We start from the raw sequence: 18,994 nt of genomic DNA, 5'->3' as shown, positions 1-18,994 counted from the left end.
CTTGCCAACCTCGCCTACTTACCTATTTCCCACTTCTGACACAAGCCTCAAAAGTCTGTTCCATGAGCATGGTAATGGTCATAGGGCCAACTCCACCTGGAACAGGGGTAATGTGACTAGCAACTTCTGCTACCTCATCATACTTGACATCCCCAATCAGTTTGCCATTTTCATCACGGTTCATACCAACGTCAATCACTACTGCACCTGGCTTGACAAATTCCTTGGTTACAAAATGTCCACGACCAATCGCAACGACTAAAATATCCGCCTGACGAGCTAATTCTGCCAGATTTTTTGTACGTGAATGAGCAATGGTTACAGTTGCATTGGCATCCAAAAGGAGCTGGGCCGTGGGTTTGCCAACGATATTGGAACGACCAATAACCAGCGCTGTTTTGCCTTCTAGGTCAATCCGGTATTCCTTGAACATCTCCATAATTCCTGCTGGAGTTGACGGAATCATGACCGGATGACCTGACCAGAATTTACCCATATTGGTCGGATGAAAACCGTCCACATCCTTATCTGGGTCAATGGCCAACAAAACTTTTTCTTCGCTGATGTGGGCTGGTAGAGGCAACTGCACCAAAATACCATGCCATGCATCATCTTGATTGTAGCGCTCAATCAATTCCAAAAGTTCTTCTTCTGAAATGCTAGCTGGCACTCGTACAACCTCACTCTTAAAACCAGCTGCAAGGGCTGAACGTTCTTTATTGCGAACATAGACCTGGCTGGCTGGGTCTTCTCCAACCAAAATAACGACCAAGCCTGGTACCAAGCCCTTCTCCACTTTTAATCGAGCTGTTTTTTCTGCCAGAGCTGCCTGCATTTTGGCTGCCAAGGCCTTTCCATCAATCACTGTCATTGCTTAAAATCTCCTCACTTTTTCTTCATTATACCCTATTTGCCACTGATTTGACTAGGTTCTCACCCAATTCATCTGAAAACAGCAAAAAACTCCGAACAATGTCGGAGTTGAGCTTATAAGACTTTGGATAAGAAATCCTTAGTCCGTTCTTCCTTGGTGTGTTCAAAAACTTCTTCTGGAGTTCCATCTTCAACAATATAGCCTCCATCCATAAAGATAACTCGGTCTGCTACTTCACGCGCAAAGCCCATTTCATGGGTTACGATTACCATGGTCATCCCTGACTTAGCCAAGTCCTGCATAACCGCAAGTACCTCACCAACCATTTCAGGATCAAGGGCTGAGGTCGGCTCATCAAAGAGCAAGACATCTGGATCCATGGCCAAACCACGGGCAATGGCAATCCGTTGCTGCTGACCACCTGATAGACTTTGTGGATAGGCATCCGCCTTGTCAGGCAAACCAACTTTTGCCAACAATTCATGCGCCTTAGCTTCTGCCTCTGCCTTAGCAATTCCTTTTGTCTTAATAGGTGACAGGGTAATATTTTCTAATACGGTCATATTTGGAAAAAGGTTAAACTGCTGGAAAACCATTCCCATCTTCTCACGCATCTTGAAAATATCATTGGATTTGTCCGTAATATCGACCCCTTCAAAAGTCACCGTCCCCTTGGTCGGTACCTCTAAGAGATTCATGGTACGCAAGAAAGTTGATTTTCCTGAACCTGAGGGACCGATAATGACAACCACTTGACCTTGCTGGATATCTAAATCAATCCCTTTTAAAACTTCATTTTCACCAAAATACTTATGAAGATCTTTTATGGAAATAATTGCTTCTGTCATCTTAGTGTCCTCCCTTGTTTAATTTTTTCTCAAGAGCTTGAATGCCTAGGGTCAAAATACTGGTCATCATCAAATAATAGAAGGCTGCAAAAATAAGCGGACTTTGAGTGAGATAAGTCGTCGTAGCAACCGTCTGTGCCCCATTCCACAACTCAATAACACCAATGGTTGACAGGAGCGAACTGTCCTTAACAATGGTTACAAACTCATTTCCCAAAGCAGGGAGAATATTCTTGATAGCCTGTGGCATAATGACATAGCGCATGGCTTGTTTTGGACGAATACCTAATGAATAAGCTGCTTCCAATTGACCCTTTGGCACAGCATTGATACCCGCACGAATGGTTTCAGACACATAGGCTGCGGAGTTCATAGAAATGACAATAATCCCTGGAATTAAACGCGTCAAATCTACATCTAAAATCCCTATTTGGATAGTCGGTGCAACAAAATTGGTCATGGCAAAGGCAATCATAATCTGTACTACCATTGGAGTACCGCGGAAAATCCATACATAAATATTGGCAAGCCAAACCAGAACCTTATATCTACTGCGTTGGGCAAAGGCCAAGAGCGTCCCTAAAATACTACCAAAGAAAACCGAGAAAAAAGCGATAATAAGGGTTACAAGGGCCCCATAATTAAAATATGCCCAATAATCAGGCAAGAAAGAAAAATCCATTCATTCACTCCTCAAATATGATCTAGACACCATTATACCATTTTTGAATATTTATGCAACTATTTTTGCTTAGATATTCATTTTATTGCAAGAAAAAAGCACCTATCGGTGCTCGAGCTTGTTCTTAGTACAACAATTCGTAGATTTCCATCGCAATCAAGTCAATGCTGTCAAACGTATAGGTTTCACGAGCAGCGACATCACGCAAGGTAAATACTGAACCATTTTCCTCGTCATAGCTATAAGCCACTTCTGCAACAACAACACCTTCACGCTCAAAATTACGTTTCAATGTACCGCCATCGTTAGCCATAGCTTCCAGACGATTGATAATTCTCACCAAATGTGATTCCATATTCCTTCTCCTAATCCTTTTTATAAAAACATTTTACCACATATTATAAAAAAAGTCTTGATTTTTCAACATTTTCTTGTCAGTTCCAAGGCATCCAAGTGATTATGTTCCGAATATAGCAGTTTCTTGATTTTTCCCTAAATCTTGTTATAATAAAGCTATAACTGACCTTTATTGACTATTTGACAAAGGTCCATTCCATAGAAAGAGGTAGAACGATGCTCTGTCATAACTGTAAAATCAACGATGCAACCATCCATCTCTATACCAATCTGAATGGTAAGCAACAACAGGTAGATCTCTGCCACAACTGCTACCAAATTATGAAAACTGATCCTAATAATGCCATCTTGCGTGGTTTAGGGGATTTAACAAACCCAAATAATATGGACCCTTTCAGCGAGTTCTTCAATCACTTGGGAGGCTATCCAGGAAACACTCCAGCTGGCAAGAAACGTGACCAAACCCCACCAACACAAGCAGGAGGGAACAACGGGCGTGGTGGGCAAACTCCACCACCTCAGCAACCACAACAACCAAATGGATTGTTAGAAGAGTTTGGTATCAACGTGACGGAAATTGCCCGCCGTGGTGATATTGACCCAGTGATTGGCCGTGACCAAGAAATTACACGTGTCATCGAAATCCTCAACCGCCGTACCAAGAACAACCCAGTCCTCATCGGTGAGCCAGGTGTTGGTAAAACCGCTGTTGTTGAAGGGTTGGCTCAAAAAATTGTCGACGGCGATGTGCCACAAAAATTGCAAGGTAAGGAAGTCATCCGATTAGACGTTGTCAGCCTGGTACAAGGGACTGGTATCCGTGGCCAATTTGAAGAACGTATGCAAAAACTCATGGAGGAAATCCGTAACCGCCGTGAGATTATCCTCTTTATTGACGAAATCCACGAGATTGTCGGGGCTGGCTCTGCTGGTGATGGCAATATGGATGCTGGAAATATCCTCAAACCTGCCCTTGCCCGTGGCGAAATGCAGCTAGTCGGTGCAACAACCCTCAACGAATACCGTATTATCGAGAAGGATGCAGCCTTAGAACGCCGTATGCAACCTGTAAAGGTCGAAGAACCAAGCGTTGAAGAAACCATTATCATTCTCAAGGGTATCCAGAATAAGTATCAGGACTACCACCATGTCAAATACTCTGACGCAGCTATTGAAGCTGCTGCGGTCCTTTCAAATCGCTATATCCAAGACCGCTTCTTGCCAGACAAGGCCATTGACCTACTGGACGAAGCTGGTTCTAAGATGAACCTGACCCTCAATTTTGTTGATCCAAAAGAAATCGACCAACGCTTAATTGATGCCGAAAATCGTAAGGCCCAAGCAACTCGTGACGAGGACTATGAAAAGGCTGCCTATTTCCGCGACCAGATTGCCAAGTATAAGGAAATGCAAAAGGCAACCATCAGCGAGGAAGATATTCCCCTCATTACTGAAAAGGAAATTGAAGCCATCGTAGAACAAAAAACAAATATCCCTGTTGGTGATTTGAAAGAAAAAGAACAATCTCAATTGATCAACCTGGCTAGCGATCTCAAGGCACACGTTATCGGTCAAGATGAAGCTGTAGACAAAATCGCCAAGGCTATTCGCCGCAACCGTGTTGGTCTTGGTGCTCCAAACCGCCCAATTGGCTCCTTCCTCTTTGTTGGACCTACCGGTGTCGGTAAAACAGAGCTGTCCAAGCAACTAGCGATTGAACTCTTCGGTTCAGCCGATAGTATGATTCGCTTCGATATGTCCGAGTATATGGAGAAACATGCCGTTGCCAAGCTAGTCGGTGCCCCTCCAGGTTATGTAGGATATGAAGAAGCAGGACAGCTAACGGAAAAGGTCCGCCGCAATCCTTACTCTCTCATCCTCTTGGATGAGGTAGAAAAAGCTCACCCTGATGTCATGCACATGTTCCTCCAAGTCCTAGACGACGGCCGTCTGACAGATGGACAGGGACGCACAGTCAGCTTCAAAGACACCATTATCATCATGACTTCAAATGCTGGAACTGGTAAGGTTGAAGCAAGTGTCGGTTTTGGAGCAGCCATGGAAGGTCGCACCCAGTCTGTTCTTGGCCAACTCAGCAATTTCTTCAGTCCAGAATTCATGAACCGCTTTGACGGAATCATCGAGTTCCAACCACTCAGCAAGGAAAACCTCCTTGAAATTGTCAGCCTCATGCTGGATGATGTCAACAAACGCTTGTCTAATAACGGCATTAGCTTACATGTGACAGATAAGGTCAAAGAAAAGCTAGTTGATCTAGGTTACGATCCCAAAATGGGGGCTCGGCCACTTCGCAGAACCATCCAAGATCAAATTGAAGATGCCATTACAGACTTCTACTTGGAAAACCCAAGCGAAAAAGACCTTCGCGCTGTTATGACCAGCAAGGGGAACATTCAAATCAAGGCACATACAAAAACAAAATAAGTAGGAAAAGTGGGACTGGCAACTTGACCAGTTCCCTTTTTTCAAAAATCCTTCCTCACATATAAAAAATACCTGATTTGACCAGAAAAGTCTAGTCTGAGGAAAAATGTAAGAAAAATGGTATAATATAGTCATCTCAATTGTAAAAAGGACTTAGTTTACTATGAATATTGCCGTTTTTGGAGAAAAGAAGGCTGACGTAGACTATCAAAATCGATTTGGTGTCTATGCTGTTATCCCTGATGAAAAGAAAGAAAATATCATCCTCGTTCAAGCACCAAATGGTGCTTGGTTCCTACCAGGTGGGGAAATCGAAAAAGGGGAAAATCATCTCATCGCCCTAGAACGCGAACTAATGGAAGAGCTTGGTTTTACAGCCGAAATTGGTCACTATTATGGTCAGGCTGACGAATATTTCTACTCTAGCCATCGAGATACCTACTTCTACAACCCCGCTTACATCTATCAAGTGACCAGCTATCACCAGGTCGGCCTACCTTTAGAGGATTTTAACCACATTGCCTGGTTCCCAATCGATGAGGCCATCGAAAAACTCAAACGAGGCAGTCACAAGTGGGGAATTGAACAATGGAAATTGCAAGAAAATGTATCTGATAACTAGCCAAAACACCCCCTAGCGTGCTATAATGGAACTAAAGAGATGTAGGAGGTTCCACATGAAAATCATAAATACGACAAATAGTCATTCATACCTGGTCCAAAATCAGTTGGCCAATACCGATGCCTTTCTAGTAGAAACCTATTCTGCTGGTAATACAGATGTTATTTTCACCCAGGCCCCTCGTCACTATGAACTCTTAATCAGCAACAAATACAGGGCTGTGCAACAATCCGAAATCGAAAAAATCCGTGATTTCTTCCTTCACCGCAAGATTGATGAACGAACAATTGACAAGGCTGCTATTCAAACCATCCATACCGAACGGTTGATTGAAATGTCTATTCCCATTATTACTGAAATCTAAGAAGCCAACGGGCTTCTTTTTTTGACCAATTAACAATAAAAAAGCCTATCGCTAGATAGACTTTAATTAACGAATATGGATTGCTTAGGCTTCAAAACCTTGAGCTACTGCTTCAGCAAAGTTTTCTTCTACTACGCTAGCACAGTGGTCACAGATTGTTGCACCATAGCTACGCTCAACAACGCTAGTATCAATGCGGCGGCAACGATCACACACTTCACCGGCTGCACGTTCTACAGCAAAGGCAACTTCATCCACCACAAGTGCACTTTCAGGAGCTGCTTCCGTGGTTACTGTCAAGTTTGAAACGATGAGTAACTGAGCCAGGTCTGCATTCAAGCTCTCCAAGAAGGACTTGGTTTCAAGTGACACATAGGCAGTCAGATGTGCTTCTAGCGATTTACCAATCACTTTAGCGTTACGTGCTTCTTCCAAGGCTTTTTGAGCTTTTGTACGGAAGACCATAAAGCTTTCCCAATCAGCTAAAAGCTGCGCTTCATTGCCAAATGTTTCCACCTCTGGCATTTCCGCCAATTGTACAAATTCTTCTGCTTCATGTTCCAAGTAGGACCAGATTTCTTCTGCCGTGTGTGGCAAGATCGGAGTCAAGAGCTTGGTAATTTTCACCAAGATGTCATAGAATACTGTCTGCATCTGACGACGAGAAAGTGATTTAGCACCATCAATGTAGACGACATCTTTGGCAAAATCGAGGTAGAAAGCTGACAAATCAAGAGTCACAAAGTTTACGACAGACTTGTAGATAGCCATGAAATCATAATTGTCGTAGGCTTCACGGATTTGAGCTACCAACTTGTTAAATTTCACCAAAAGATACTGGTCAACAGAACGAAGTTCGTCGTAGGCTACCGCATCGCTTGCAGGATTGAAATCAGAAGTGTTGGCAATCAAGAAGCGAAGGGTATTACGGATTTTACGGTAGGTTTCAGAAACCTGTCCAAGAATATCCATTGATACACGCACATCGTTTGAAGTATCCACAGAAGTTACCCACAGACGTAAGATTTCTGCACCAAATTGTTTCTCAACATCACTTGGAAGGATGGTATTCCCTAGAGATTTAGACATCTTCATGCCTTTACCATCAAGGACAAAGCCCTGTGACAAGATAGCTTTGTATGGGGCATGACCATTTACGGCTACAGAGGTGATCAAGGATGAGTTAAACCAACCACGGTATTGGTCAGAACCTTCTAGGTATAGGTCTGCTGGATAGGCAAGGTTTTCACGGGCATTCATGACGCCATTCCAAGAGGAACCTGAGTCAAACCAAACGTCCATGATGTCTGTTTCTTTGGTAAATTCGCCATTTGGTGAACCTGGATGAGTGAAACCAGCTGGCAAAAGATCTTTGGCTTCTGATTTCCACCAGATAATAGAACCATGCTCTTCAAAAAGGGCAGCAACGTGGTCTGTAACTTCCTTTGTCATAATGGCTGTGCCGTCTTCAGCATAGAAGATTGGAAGCGGCACACCCCAAGCACGTTGACGAGAGATGACCCAGTCACCACGGTCACGGATCATGTTGTAAAGACGTGTTTTACCCCAAGCAGGAATAAAGGTCGTTGATTCAATTTGGTCCAAGATTTCCTGACGGAATTTAGAAACAGAGGCAAACCACTGTGGCACTGCACGCCAGATGATTGGCTTCTTGGTTCTCCAGTCGAATGGGTAGGAGTGATTGATGACTTCGCTAGCAAGGAGCAAGTCACCCAATTTTTCCTTAACCGTTGGTACAACCTTGTCATAGAATTGACCTTCAAAATCAGGACCCGCAGCTTCATTCATCAAGCCACGTTCGTTGACCGTTACGGCAACTTCCAAGTTATATTTGACACCAACATTGTAGTCATCCTCACCAAAACCTGGAGCCGTATGGACGATACCAGTACCCGAATCCGTTGTGACGTGGTCACCCAAGATAACCAATTCATCAACTTCAGCATCCCATGGGTGTTCGGTCACGATATATTCAAATTCAGCACCCTTGTGTTTTGAAATCACTTCAAAGGATTCCCAACCGAATTTGGCTGCCAAGCTGTCAACCAAGGCTTCTGCCAAGATGTACTTACGGTCTGAGCCAGCAGGTTGAACCAAGACATAGTCAATGTCTGCTCCCATGGTCAAACCGCGCGAAGCGGTTACTGTAAATGGAGTGGTTGTCCAGACAACAATGTAGCTATCCGTATCCAAGAGCCCCTTGCCATCTTTGACCTTGTTGGCATAGTAGAGAGAAGTAGAGTCAATGTCATGGTATTCGATTTCAGCTTCTGCAAGAGCAGATTCAGATGACCATGACCAATAGACTGGCTTGGCACCACGGTAGATATAGCCCTTGTCCGCCATAGCTCCAAAAACACGGATTTGAGCTGCTTCGTAGTCTTTAGTCAAGGTGATATATGGATTTTCCCAGTCTGCAGAAACACCCAAGCGCTTGAAATCATCACGTTGCTTGTCAACCTGGCTAAGAGCGTAATCACGACACATTTCAAGGTATTCTACCAGGTCCATTTCCTTGCGCTTGACCCCTTGTTTTGCCAAGACTTGCTCAATCGGAAGACCGTGCGTATCCCAACCTGGTACAAAGGGGGCACGGAAACCTGACATGGACTTAGAACGAACGATGATGTCTTTTGAAATCTTGTTCAAAGCATGCCCAACGTGGATATTCCCATTTGCGTATGGAGGGCCATCGTGTAGGTGGAAGGCAGGCTTGCCTGCGTTAAGTTCTTGACGACGAGCATACAAGTTTGCTTCATCCCAAGTCTTTTGCCATTCTGGTTCACGAGTTGGTAAACCTGCACGCATTGGGAAGGCCGTTTGACCTAAGTTGAGGGTTTCTTTTAATTTCATTTTATCTCCTTTTTAAAAAGTTAATTCCATTTTTATTTCTTGTCCAATCATACCAACTGATTGGAAGCCAAATTTTTCTAAGATGTACCGCATTTTATGATTGCCGATTACATAATTCATGGTAACTGTGTGGCAACTTGGATCTTCCTTAGCCAGACCAATCACTTGCCGGATGACTTCCTTACCATAGCCTCTATTTTGACAATGCCTGTCTATTAACAAACGCCACACATAGTAGCTCTTGTCTTCTTGTATAGACAACAATACAAAACCTACGATTTTCTCTCCTGATTTGACTGCATAAGGAAGCAGATGTCCCTCCTCCCGATAGAGCCAAGCCTGAGCCAGAGAATATTCAACCGAGGCAACTCGACGCTGGTCCTCTTCTAAGACCTGCACTTGCAAGACTTCTTCAAAATTATCCTTATTTACTAATTCTAATCCGATCATAACAAACAAAAAAACTCCCGCCAATAAGGACGAAAGTTCGTGGTACCACCTTAGTTTAGATAGGGTTTCCCCCATCCCTCTATGTTCGTAACGTGAACCGACGTCTTTCCCTACTTAACTGTTCAGGAAAGATCAGACAAAGGGATCCTTGACTAGAAAGGGATTGCAGGTCTTCCACCATCACCTACTCGCTGAATATATTTCTAGCAATACTGTCTTTGTATCTGAAAACTATTCTGTCACGGAAACTTCAACTGTTTCCCCTTTATCAAAAGCTTCTGCCTGACGAGTTAATTCTGCAATTTCCTCTGGACTTAGCTGACGGGTATAGTCTAAGCTATCCTCTTCAATGGATACTTCCTCATCTAAAGCCTTATGAAGGACATCGCGGAAAGCATCATCGCTAGTTTGAATATAGGTAGCTGTTGGACGGAGAATTTCTTCCCATTCTGGAGAATTTATCAAAGATAGCTGGCTTTCCACTGTTGATTTTAATCGTTGATGGAAAATACGTGTCTTATTCTTTAATTCCTCTGTTTCAATTACAACTTTCTTTGCATTATCTGTCGCATTACGAAGGATCTCATTTGCCTTATCCTTTGCTTCGTGCAATAAAGTAGCGGCATCATAATCTGCTTGTTTAATAATATTTGCTGCTTGATCTTCTGCAGCATGTTTTACTTTCTCAGCTGTATCTTGTGCTAAGAGAACAGACTGGCTCAAGGACTCCTTCATTTCATCAAAATATGCCAATCGTTCACGAAGAGTCTTTAATTCTGCCTCTTGTTCATGGTTTTTACGAGTTAAATCCTCATAATCACGAGTCACAATATCTAAAAAGTCATCCACTTCATCCGCATCGTAACCTCTAAATTTGGTTGCGAAAGTTTTATCTTTTAATTCTAGTGCTGTAAGTGCCATTTTTCCCCCTATGTTTTAATCATTTCTAACTTTAATTTTACTTTACCTTGCTTAGAAAAACCTAAAAGTTCGCTTACTCGAATTCTTCCGTACTTTCTAAGACTAATCAATTGTCCTAACTCAACCTGCCTACCTGCTTGTTCTACCTGAACATAATCCAATTTTACATGACCAGCTGTAATCAACTTATCTACCTTGGTTCGTGACAGATGGAAGGCTACTGCAATTAACTTGTCCAATCGCATACTGGAAACCAATACTTCCTTAAAGCGGACCTCATCATTCATTTTAATTGACATAGACTGCCAATCTCGTTCCATCAGCTTAACAGGAACCCTTGCAATTTTAACAATGGTCTGAATTGCCAGTTCTCCAAACTTCTTATCCAAAAAAATGAGCAACTCATCTTCTCTATTAAGAATATCACCTAAGTATTCTCTCCGAATACCCAATTTATTCAAGAAAGTTCCCAGTACCTGTGAATGTGATAAACTGTGAAACTTTCTAGAGTAGACAAGTTCTAGGGCCATCACATCAAAATCTTTTTTGTCCAAGACATAGTAGCTAGGAGCAAGAATGACACGAGAATACTCTGTTGGGACAAGATCCCTTGTCGAAAACGCTTGTAAGTGGTAATAATTGGCAATCATCTGAGCAATAGCATCCTGCCTAGGATTTAGAAAACTTGTCAATCTATAGGAATAAGTATCCTCAACTTGCTGACACATATCCATCACCTTCTCGACAAATTCCCTCTCCTCTCGGGCAAAATGTTCCAAAATATGCTTTTCACTCTTCATCTTTATACCAGGCCAACTAAGAGTTGCACCAATAGGCGCGTTCCCATATTCAAGACTAGCATGGCCACCAGGACTGTCAAATCTAAGCCCATAAATTGTAAGTTCAAGCGCCGAAAGGGTTTCAAGAGCGGACTAACTAGACTTTCTAAGAAACGACCAAGGGGACTTGTGAATAGAGCAGGGAACCAACTCAATAAAGCGTAGGCAAATAAGAGATAGGAATAAATCTCTACAAATTTTAATAGGATTAAAATCAGAAATTGCATATTCTTAGCGTTTCATATCAAAATCAAATGACGAATCTGCCCCTTGACCATTATTTGCATTACGCAATTCTTCAATATGTACAGTAACATTTACAGGAGTCAATAGCCACATGGTATTTGATACCTTCTTCAAATTACCAGAAAGAACAGAGCGTGCTCCATCTAAATAATCCAAACAACGTCTAGCCTGTTGCTCTGACATATACTGAAAATCGATCAAAATACTTGCATTATCTAACAGCAAATTGACCATTTCTGGAGCATCCTCATAGCGTTTTGGAAACTTAATGTCAATGGTTGTCCTAGCCATATCACTAATAACTGTATTTTTTAAATCTTGTTGTTTTTCACTTAATCGCTGAACTTGATAGTCTGAACGTGTTTCTCTACGTGTTTCAGGCTTTTGCTGATGCTCACTAACAGTTTGTGTCGTATTGGCAACACGCATCTTAGGACGTTCATTTGGCATGGAATATGCTTCCTCTTGCTCAGCTACTTCATTTACATCGTCAACCTCAAAATAATTAAATAAATTTTTAAATGTATCTTTTAGTGCCACGGTTTTCTTCCTACCTCACCTATTCAAAAAACGCAGAGCCGATTCTCACATAGGTAGCCCCATGTTCAATGGCTATCTCAAAATCACCACTCATGCCCATACTTAATTCTGTAAAAGGCATTCCTGGTAACTGCCGATTTGACAATTCTTCTTGAACTTGCTTCATTTTAGAAAAAATGGAATGCAGTTCCAATTCATCTGCCTCAAAAGGAGCCATTGTCATCAAGCCCACCAACTCAAGGTTTTTAAATTGAGCTATTTCAGACAAGACCTCATCAATCTCTGATAGGTCAAATCCATGCTTACTTTCTTCACCAGATATATTCACTTGCAGAAAACACTTAATTCTTCTAGTAGCTCTTTTATCAATTTCTTTGGCTAACTTTACAGAATCCAAGGCATGAAAATAATCGACAAAATTGATGATATCCTTAACCTTGCGTCTTTGCAGTGTTCCAATTAAATGCCAGGTAAGATTTTGATCTGCCAAGGCATTATATTTATCTAAAAACAGGTCCACTCGGTTTTCGCCTATATGAGTGACCCCCGTCTTCACAAGCTTATTAGCAATAGAGCTGTCAACATATTTGGTGACAGCTATTACATTCACAGATTCAGTTGGACGTCCTGCCTCTTCAGCTGCCTGAGCCACAGCCATAAAGACAGCATCCGTATTCTTTTGTAAATCCATCCTAACGGTTTCTGAAGAATGGTGGTGTATCCAACTCATCTTCGTCATGGTCCATAGAAAACTTCTCGACAGCTACTGTTGAAGCTGGTTCTGTATCAGTAGGACGGATTAGATTTTCTCGACGTAAGTCCCATTCACCAAATGCTGAAGCTTTTGGTGTTTCTACCTGAGCTACTGCAGTGCGAACTGGAGCCGTTGCTGGAGCTACTGGATAATCAAAACGTTGTGTCTGACGTGGTGAAACAGTTTCTGTACGATAACGGACAGCTTTTTCAGCCGCATCCTGACGAACACCTGTCGCTACAACGGTTACGCGGATTTCATCCTTCATGGTCTCGTCAATAGATGTTCCCAACCAGATATTCACTCCTTGACCAGCTGCTTGATGAACAATCTCAGATGCATCCTCTGCTTCCGTCAAGGTCATATCATAGCCACCTGTAACGTTGACAATAACATCTTCTGCACCATCGATAGTTGTTTCAAGAAGTGGTGAGTAAATTGCTTTACGAGCGGCTTCAATAACACGGTCTTCACCAGTACCGATACCAATACCCATAAGAGCATTACCCTTGTTTTCCATAACTGTCTTCACATCCGCAAAGTCCAAGTTAATCAAACCAGGATTGGTAATCAGGTCTGTAATTCCTTGGACACCTTGACGAAGAACATTATCAGCTTCACTCAAAGCTTCCAAAAGCGGTGTCTTCTTATCAACGATTTCAAGAAGGTTATTGTTTGAAATAATCAACAGAGTATCTACTTGTTCGCGAAGGCCTTCGATACCTTCGATAGCAAAGTTGCCACGTTTGTTTCCTTCAAAACCAAATGGACGTGTTACAACAGCTACTGTCAATGCACCCAAATTTTTGGCAATACGTGCGATAACTGGTGCTGCACCTGTACCTGAGCCACCGCCCATACCAGCAGTGATGAAGACCATATCAGCTCCTGAAAGAACGTTTGTTAACACTTCTTCGCTTTCCTCAGCCGCCTTACGACCAACTTCAGGCTGACCTCCAGCACCTAGACCGCGAGTCAACTTAGGACCTAACTGAATAACCGTTTCTGCTTTTGAACTACTTAGCGCTTGTACATCTGTGTTAGCTGCAATAAATTCAACACCAGCTACGCCTTCTTCAATCATACGGTTGATGGCATTACCACCACCGCCGCCGACACCAATAACTTTAATGACAGCACCATGACTTGCTGCTGCTTCAAATGAAAATGCCATAGTTTATATCACCTTTTCTATTCTCTTATTCAAACATACTGCCAAACAAACCACGGATACGATCTGTTAGGTTTCCTTTGGTCGCTGGACGACTCTCTTCTACCTCATTACTGTAGGCAGGAATTACTGGTTCTTCATGTTCTACCACGTTCAGCTCATTCACAATCTCCTTCTGAATGGGTTGACTAATACGTGGACGTGCTATAGGAATATCTACAGGCTTATGTCTTAATATTGTCTCACCATTTACAGCACGTTGAGCGATGTCTGCAACCTCTTCAAGTTCTCCCACATACTCTACAAAACTGATAACACTAGCAAACGAAGGATTACGTATGCCAATCTGATTTGGAACAAAGAGTTTTGTATTTACTCCAAATACTTCTTGTGCCAACTCGGTAATACCTGGTAGAATAGCACCGCCACCTACAAGAACAATACCTCCTGGTAAGTCTAAGGCGCGAGTTCGTTCTAAATCTTGTTTTACACGTTCAAAAATCTGACGAAGTCGAGCTGCAATCACTTCTGATAGATAACGTTCTGTCACCTCAACTGGCGCATTTTCACCAATCACTTCAACTGTGAACTTTTCCTTATCGCTAGATTCTTGAGGAAAAGCAATTCCGTAATTAAATTTCAAGTTTTCAGCGATGCTTTTTGAAGTGGTCAACACTTTTGAAATATCATTTGTAATGTAATCTCCACCTTCTTGGTAGATGTTGGTGTACTGTAATTCTTGACCACGCATGACGGCTACTGTTGTCTGACCTCCACCGAGATCAATAACAGTGGCACCGAATTCACGTTCTCCTTCATTTAACACTGAACGTGTCAAAGCTAATGGAGAAATAACAATGTTTTCTACCTGCACACCCGCACGTTCAACTGTTTTTCGTAGATTGTGAAGAATAGTACGAGGTCCAGTATAGAGCATCCCGCGCATTTCCAAGCGAATACCCATCATACCACGAGGATCCTTGATCCCTTGGAAACCATCGACTATGAATTCTTCTGGAATAAACGAAATCACTTCACGTTCTGGTGTCATGCTCTTTGTCAATGCCGACTTCACAACATTCTCTACATCCACATCTGTAATTTCTTGTGAATCTGTTGTTACAGGAATCATGCCTTGAGTCGGTTCAATTTGTAGAAGATTTGCTGGCAAACCAACATTTACTCTGTCGATTCGGACTCCCGCCTTCTCTTCGGCTTGTTCGATAGCCTTCTTTATTGCACCTGCAGCAACCTCAATATTGACAATAATCCCATCCTTGACACCAGCACTTTTCACATTGCTGACACCAATTACGTTCATTTCATTTTCATTATATTCTGCAACCAAGACTTTAACGGAGCTTGTTCCAATATCTAATCCCGTAAAAAAGCCGTTTCTAGCCATTCTATCAGTCCTCTCTTACTTCCACTTTAACAAATCATCTTCCATTTTAAAAAATAGTATAATTAGTCATCTTTCATTATACCATATTCTATTCGAATTTGGGGATAATAAAGGATTATTTTATAATTTTTTCTTTACCCAACTATCAAATTTCACTTGAATAGCGATAGATACCAACTTCCATATCAATTGTTATTGGTCCCTCTGCTTCTGCCGCAATTTTTGTATAATAAACAAGTTTTTCGGTCAGTTCACTAAGGGGCACCAAAACTGTATTTCCATCTGTCATATTGAATGTCAATAAATCAGCTGTTACCTGACTTGGAGTTAAACTTACAGTCTGGATTTTCTCCCTAATCGTCGGTTCAATCTCTCCAAGGGCAATGGCTAATTGTTTTACCTGATTTTTATCTGATAATTGAATGGTCGTATAGGTTTCCGGCAAGGTATCTACTGCTACAACCTCAGTACCTATATTACCACTAGATAAAACAGGGTAAAGCTGATTGTTCTGCTGAATATAGCCAATGATAGCGTATTCTTTGATGCGGATAGTGAACTGGTTTGGAAACTGATAGCTAATCTCCGAAGTTTCCACAGATGGATTATTTTTTTTCACATTCTCAGCGTAAGCTGGTGCATTCAATAGAGTGGTCACAACATAGTCTTTATCCGAAATCAAACTATATTTGATGACCTGTTCTGCTGTCAGCTTATCCTGACCTTTGACAACAATGTCTTTCGCCTTACTAGTTGGGGAAATGAAGTAGAGAGAAAGGGCCGCAAGTAATAAACTGACCACTAAAATAGGGACAGATTTCCAAATTACTTTTTTAGGTATTTCTACTTGCTTAATCTTCTTTCCTTCCAACTTATTCTTAGGAACAGAGCTAAGCTTGCCAGGCTTCTTAATCCCCTGAAAAAGCTTTTTCTTCTCTTGAACCATTGAAGGAACTTCCTCACTATTATCCGCTTTCACCTTACTTGCTAAATAGGCTTGATGCTTGGCCTTCCACTGTTCAAAAAAAGCACTTTTTTCTTCCTTAGAGGCTTCCATAGAAGGAACTTCTAAGTCGGGTTGTTCTTGGCTAGTAGGTTCTTTATCATTTTTTTGTGTCATTGCACCTACCTCCCCATATCATCCCGCAATAAATTGTAAAAACTATCTACAGATTGGATTTCTTTAGAGTTAGCCATATTATTTTTGTAAAATTCCTTGTTTTCCAATAAATTTTCAACTTCGGCTAGTAGATTTTCCAAGGTCAATTGACTTTCATCAATTTGTTTGGAATACCCTTTTTTCTCCGCATAGAGAGCGTTTTCTATCTGATCCCCTCGACTAGCTTGACGTCCCAGGGGCACAATCAAGTGAAGTTGTTGCATGGCAATCAACTCAAACAAGGTATTGGAGCCTCCTCGCGTAATAACCACATCCGCCAAATCCATCAAGGGCTGGTATAGTTCTGTTACATAGTCAACTCTATATAGGTTTCTATCTAATCGGTTAAGGCTACTATCCCCTGTCAAGTTGATAATATTGAACCGTTCTGTTAGAGCTAGGCTATTCTGACTAATCAAATCATTAAATACCTTGGCACCTCCTGAACCACCTACAAATAAGAGAGTAGGTAAGGACTTGTCAAAATGACTAAGGATTTCTGGCAACTGGATTGGTGTAACTTTATCATTGCTTTGCCCTACCTTGGTAACAGCCCCAACGTGTTTGACCTTGGTCAGACCTGCAGGCTGTTCGAAGGTACTATACATAGTTGTTGCAAATTTGTAGGCAATTTTATTGGCCAGACCCATGGACAAATCAGACTCATGGATAAAAACAGGTACCCCTAGAAGTTTAGAAGCAATGACCGGCGGAACTGATACAAAACCACCTTTTGAGAACAGGGCCTGGGGTCTAATTTTTGCAATAATAGCAAGCGATTGTAGGACCCCAAAACCAACCTTAAATACATCCAGCATATTCTGGAAAGAAAAATAGCGGCGTAATTTTCCTGTAGCAATCGAATGAAAGCGTACATCTAAGCCTGATTTTACAATCTGCTCATGCTCAATTCCATTTCCATCACCTATATAGTGAACTTCCCAGCCATCTTCAATAAAACGGGGAATCAAGAGAAGGTTGAGGGTCACGTGACCCACAGTACCTCCACCTGTAAAAACAATTTTTTTCATTAGTTACATAACTCCTCGTAGGTCTGCAAGAAAACATCTCCACGCACTTCAAAGTTTGGATACATATCCCAACTTGCATTGGCAGGACTTAAGAGCACAACATCCCCTTCTTCTGCTGCTTCGAAGGCCTTCCGAGTTGCGTCCGCAATATCCTTTGCAGCAAGAGTTGGTACTCCAGCCTTGTCTGCTGCTCGCTGAACCCGCGGAGCTGATTGACCCAGAATAACCATTTTCTTCAAACCAAGCAAATCTGGAACCAAGTCATCAAATTCATTGCCTCTATCCAAACCACCAGCAATCAAGATTACCTTGCTATTATCAAAACCTGACAAGGCTTTTTGAGTTGCTAGGATATTGGTCGATTTACTATCGTTATAGAAGGTCACTCCCTTGATTTTACCAACCAACTGCAAGCGGTGTTTCACTCCACCAAAGGCAGACAAGCTTTCTTGAATAGATTGGTTATCAACTCCCCACAACTTAGCAACAGCAATCGTTGCCAAGGCATTCTCAATATTATGAGTTCCTGGAACACCAATTTGGTCTGCATCCATGATGAACTCACCCTTGAAATAGAGTTTGCCATCTTGTAAATAGGCACCATCCACCACTTCTTTGGTTGAAAACGGAAGAACTTTAGCCTTGGTTTTTTGAGCCAAATCCTTGGCTTCTTCTTGATTGAAGTTCAGAACAATCGTATCTTCTTCAGTCATCTGGCGTTGAAGCATCCATTTGGCTGCCACATACTCTTCATAGGTTCCATGATAGTCAATATGGTTGGCACTCAAATTAGTAATAACTGCTACATTTGGATGGAAAGCCTCTGTTCCCATCAATTGGAAAGAGGACAACTCCATTACTAGAGTATCATCATTGGTCGCTGTTTGCGCGACAGAAGAGGCTGGATAGCCAATATTCCCACATAATTTTGCAGACTTATTTCCTGCATTTAGAGCTTCCGCAATCATGGTTGTGGTTGTTGTCTTCCCATTTGACCCTGTAATTCCGATAATCGGAGCATCTGAAATCAGGTAGGCCAATTCAACTTCCGTCCAGACCGGTATACCTTTTTCAAGGGCTTTTTCAACCATCGGATTATCATAGCGGATACCTGGGTTCTTAACCATAAGAGCAAAATCCTCATCCAACAACTCCAGCGGATGGCTACCACAAACCACACGAATTCCTTCCTCAAGAAGTCCTTGAGCTGTCGGATTTTCTTCAAATGGCTTACCGTCATTTACTGTTACAATAGCCCCTAAGGTATCCAATAGGCGAGCTGCCGATTCGCCCGACTTAGCCAAACCGAGCACCAAAACTTTTTTATTTTTTACAATTTCAGTCACTTTCATATTCTAGTTACCTTCATTTTCTATCATAGTCAATCAACTCTTGTCAAATGACCGATTATC

18 protein-coding genes and 2 pseudogenes are annotated in these 18,994 nt (G+C 42.0%); 3 read left to right on the top strand and 17 right to left on the bottom strand.

Features of this window, described 5'->3' with window-relative positions; genetic code table 11:
* Positions 1-22 precede the first annotated feature (22 nt).
* The 4 genes from C1G53_RS02230 to C1G53_RS02215 all read right to left on the bottom strand — a co-directional run bounded on the left by C1G53_RS02230 (position 23) and on the right by C1G53_RS02215 (position 2,759).
* Positions 23-871, bottom strand: coding sequence for a bifunctional methylenetetrahydrofolate dehydrogenase/methenyltetrahydrofolate cyclohydrolase (locus C1G53_RS02230; protein ID WP_105117507.1), 849 nt, complete (start codon positions 869-871; stop codon positions 23-25).
* Positions 872-987: 116 nt separating this feature from the next.
* Positions 988-1,722, bottom strand: coding sequence for an amino acid ABC transporter ATP-binding protein (locus C1G53_RS02225; RefSeq protein WP_105113720.1), 735 nt, complete (start codon positions 1,720-1,722; stop codon positions 988-990).
* 1 nt (position 1,723) lies between these two features.
* A complete protein-coding gene (locus tag C1G53_RS02220) occupies positions 1,724-2,404 on the bottom strand; it encodes an amino acid ABC transporter permease (protein ID WP_105109884.1) in 681 nt (226 codons plus the stop codon).
* Between the two features lie 124 nt (positions 2,405-2,528).
* A complete protein-coding gene (locus C1G53_RS02215) occupies positions 2,529-2,759 on the bottom strand; it encodes a DUF1797 family protein (RefSeq protein ID WP_024532454.1) in 231 nt (76 codons plus the stop codon).
* A gap of 218 nt (positions 2,760-2,977) precedes the next feature.
* On the opposite strand from C1G53_RS02215, the gene C1G53_RS02210 reads away from it, so the two are divergent.
* The 3 genes from C1G53_RS02210 to C1G53_RS02200 all read left to right on the top strand — a co-directional run bounded on the left by C1G53_RS02210 (position 2,978) and on the right by C1G53_RS02200 (position 6,192).
* On the top strand, positions 2,978-5,206 hold the full coding sequence (locus C1G53_RS02210; RefSeq protein WP_105117506.1) for an ATP-dependent Clp protease ATP-binding subunit: 2,229 nt from the start codon (positions 2,978-2,980) through the stop codon (positions 5,204-5,206).
* A 163-nt stretch (positions 5,207-5,369) separates the two neighbouring features.
* The gene (locus tag C1G53_RS02205) at positions 5,370-5,828 is read left to right on the top strand and encodes an NUDIX hydrolase (protein WP_105113717.1); all 459 of its coding nucleotides are present in this window, start codon (positions 5,370-5,372) and stop codon (positions 5,826-5,828) included.
* Between the two features lie 55 nt (positions 5,829-5,883).
* A complete protein-coding gene (locus C1G53_RS02200; RefSeq protein WP_105113716.1) occupies positions 5,884-6,192 on the top strand; it encodes a DUF1827 family protein in 309 nt (102 codons plus the stop codon).
* A gap of 84 nt (positions 6,193-6,276) precedes the next feature.
* On the opposite strand, the gene ileS is transcribed toward C1G53_RS02200, so the two are convergent.
* The 13 genes and pseudogenes from ileS to murD all read right to left on the bottom strand — a co-directional run bounded on the left by ileS (position 6,277) and on the right by murD (position 18,934).
* Positions 6,277-9,066 carry an isoleucine--tRNA ligase gene (ileS, locus tag C1G53_RS02195; RefSeq protein WP_105117505.1) on the bottom strand — a complete coding sequence of 930 codons (2,790 nt, stop codon included), beginning with the start codon at positions 9,064-9,066 and terminating at the stop codon, positions 6,277-6,279.
* Between the two features lie 12 nt (positions 9,067-9,078).
* The gene (locus C1G53_RS02190) at positions 9,079-9,516 is read right to left on the bottom strand and encodes a GNAT family N-acetyltransferase (protein WP_105117504.1); all 438 of its coding nucleotides are present in this window, start codon (positions 9,514-9,516) and stop codon (positions 9,079-9,081) included.
* Between the two features lie 231 nt (positions 9,517-9,747).
* Complete coding sequence (locus tag C1G53_RS02185; RefSeq protein ID WP_105117503.1) at positions 9,748-10,437, bottom strand: DivIVA domain-containing protein; 690 nt, start codon at positions 10,435-10,437, stop codon at positions 9,748-9,750.
* An 8-nt stretch (positions 10,438-10,445) separates the two neighbouring features.
* Positions 10,446-11,237 (bottom strand): RNA-binding protein, encoded by a 792-nt coding sequence (locus C1G53_RS02180; RefSeq protein WP_105117502.1) that lies wholly within the window; start codon positions 11,235-11,237, stop codon positions 10,446-10,448.
* Positions 11,238-11,239: 2 nt separating this feature from the next.
* Positions 11,240-11,503, bottom strand: coding sequence for a YggT family protein (locus tag C1G53_RS02175; protein WP_105117501.1), 264 nt, complete (start codon positions 11,501-11,503; stop codon positions 11,240-11,242).
* A 4-nt stretch (positions 11,504-11,507) separates the two neighbouring features.
* The gene (locus C1G53_RS02170; protein ID WP_105117500.1) at positions 11,508-12,062 is read right to left on the bottom strand and encodes a cell division protein SepF; all 555 of its coding nucleotides are present in this window, start codon (positions 12,060-12,062) and stop codon (positions 11,508-11,510) included.
* 19 nt (positions 12,063-12,081) lie between these two features.
* Positions 12,082-12,753 (bottom strand): YggS family pyridoxal phosphate-dependent enzyme, encoded by a 672-nt coding sequence (locus tag C1G53_RS02165; protein WP_105117499.1) that lies wholly within the window; start codon positions 12,751-12,753, stop codon positions 12,082-12,084.
* 1 nt (position 12,754) lies between these two features.
* Positions 12,755-12,907: pseudogene (locus tag C1G53_RS13660) on the bottom strand (cell division protein FtsZ); the annotation flags it as partial.
* An 80-nt stretch (positions 12,908-12,987) separates the two neighbouring features.
* Positions 12,988-13,990 (bottom strand): annotated as a pseudogene (ftsZ, locus tag C1G53_RS02160) (cell division protein FtsZ); the annotation flags it as partial.
* Between the two features lie 25 nt (positions 13,991-14,015).
* Positions 14,016-15,392, bottom strand: a complete 1,377-nt coding sequence (ftsA, locus tag C1G53_RS02155; protein ID WP_105117497.1) for a cell division protein FtsA — start codon at positions 15,390-15,392, stop codon at positions 14,016-14,018.
* A gap of 145 nt (positions 15,393-15,537) precedes the next feature.
* Positions 15,538-16,512, bottom strand: a complete 975-nt coding sequence (locus tag C1G53_RS02150; protein ID WP_105117496.1) for a cell division protein FtsQ/DivIB — start codon at positions 16,510-16,512, stop codon at positions 15,538-15,540.
* A 5-nt stretch (positions 16,513-16,517) separates the two neighbouring features.
* Entirely contained in the window at positions 16,518-17,582 is a 1,065-nt protein-coding gene (locus tag C1G53_RS02145) for a UDP-N-acetylglucosamine--N-acetylmuramyl-(pentapeptide) pyrophosphoryl-undecaprenol N-acetylglucosamine transferase (protein ID WP_105117495.1), read from the bottom strand.
* The gene (gene murD / locus C1G53_RS02140) at positions 17,582-18,934 is read right to left on the bottom strand and encodes a UDP-N-acetylmuramoyl-L-alanine--D-glutamate ligase (protein ID WP_105117494.1); all 1,353 of its coding nucleotides are present in this window, start codon (positions 18,932-18,934) and stop codon (positions 17,582-17,584) included. Before murD ends, C1G53_RS02145 begins: the two co-directional genes overlap by 1 nt.
* Positions 18,935-18,994 lie beyond the last annotated feature (60 nt).

This window comes from Streptococcus suis (genome assembly GCF_002960445.1).
Classification (GTDB): domain Bacteria; phylum Bacillota; class Bacilli; order Lactobacillales; family Streptococcaceae; genus Streptococcus; species Streptococcus hyiners.
Note: the sequence above shows the minus strand (reverse complement) of the source record. Positions and strands in the feature narration are given on the sequence as shown.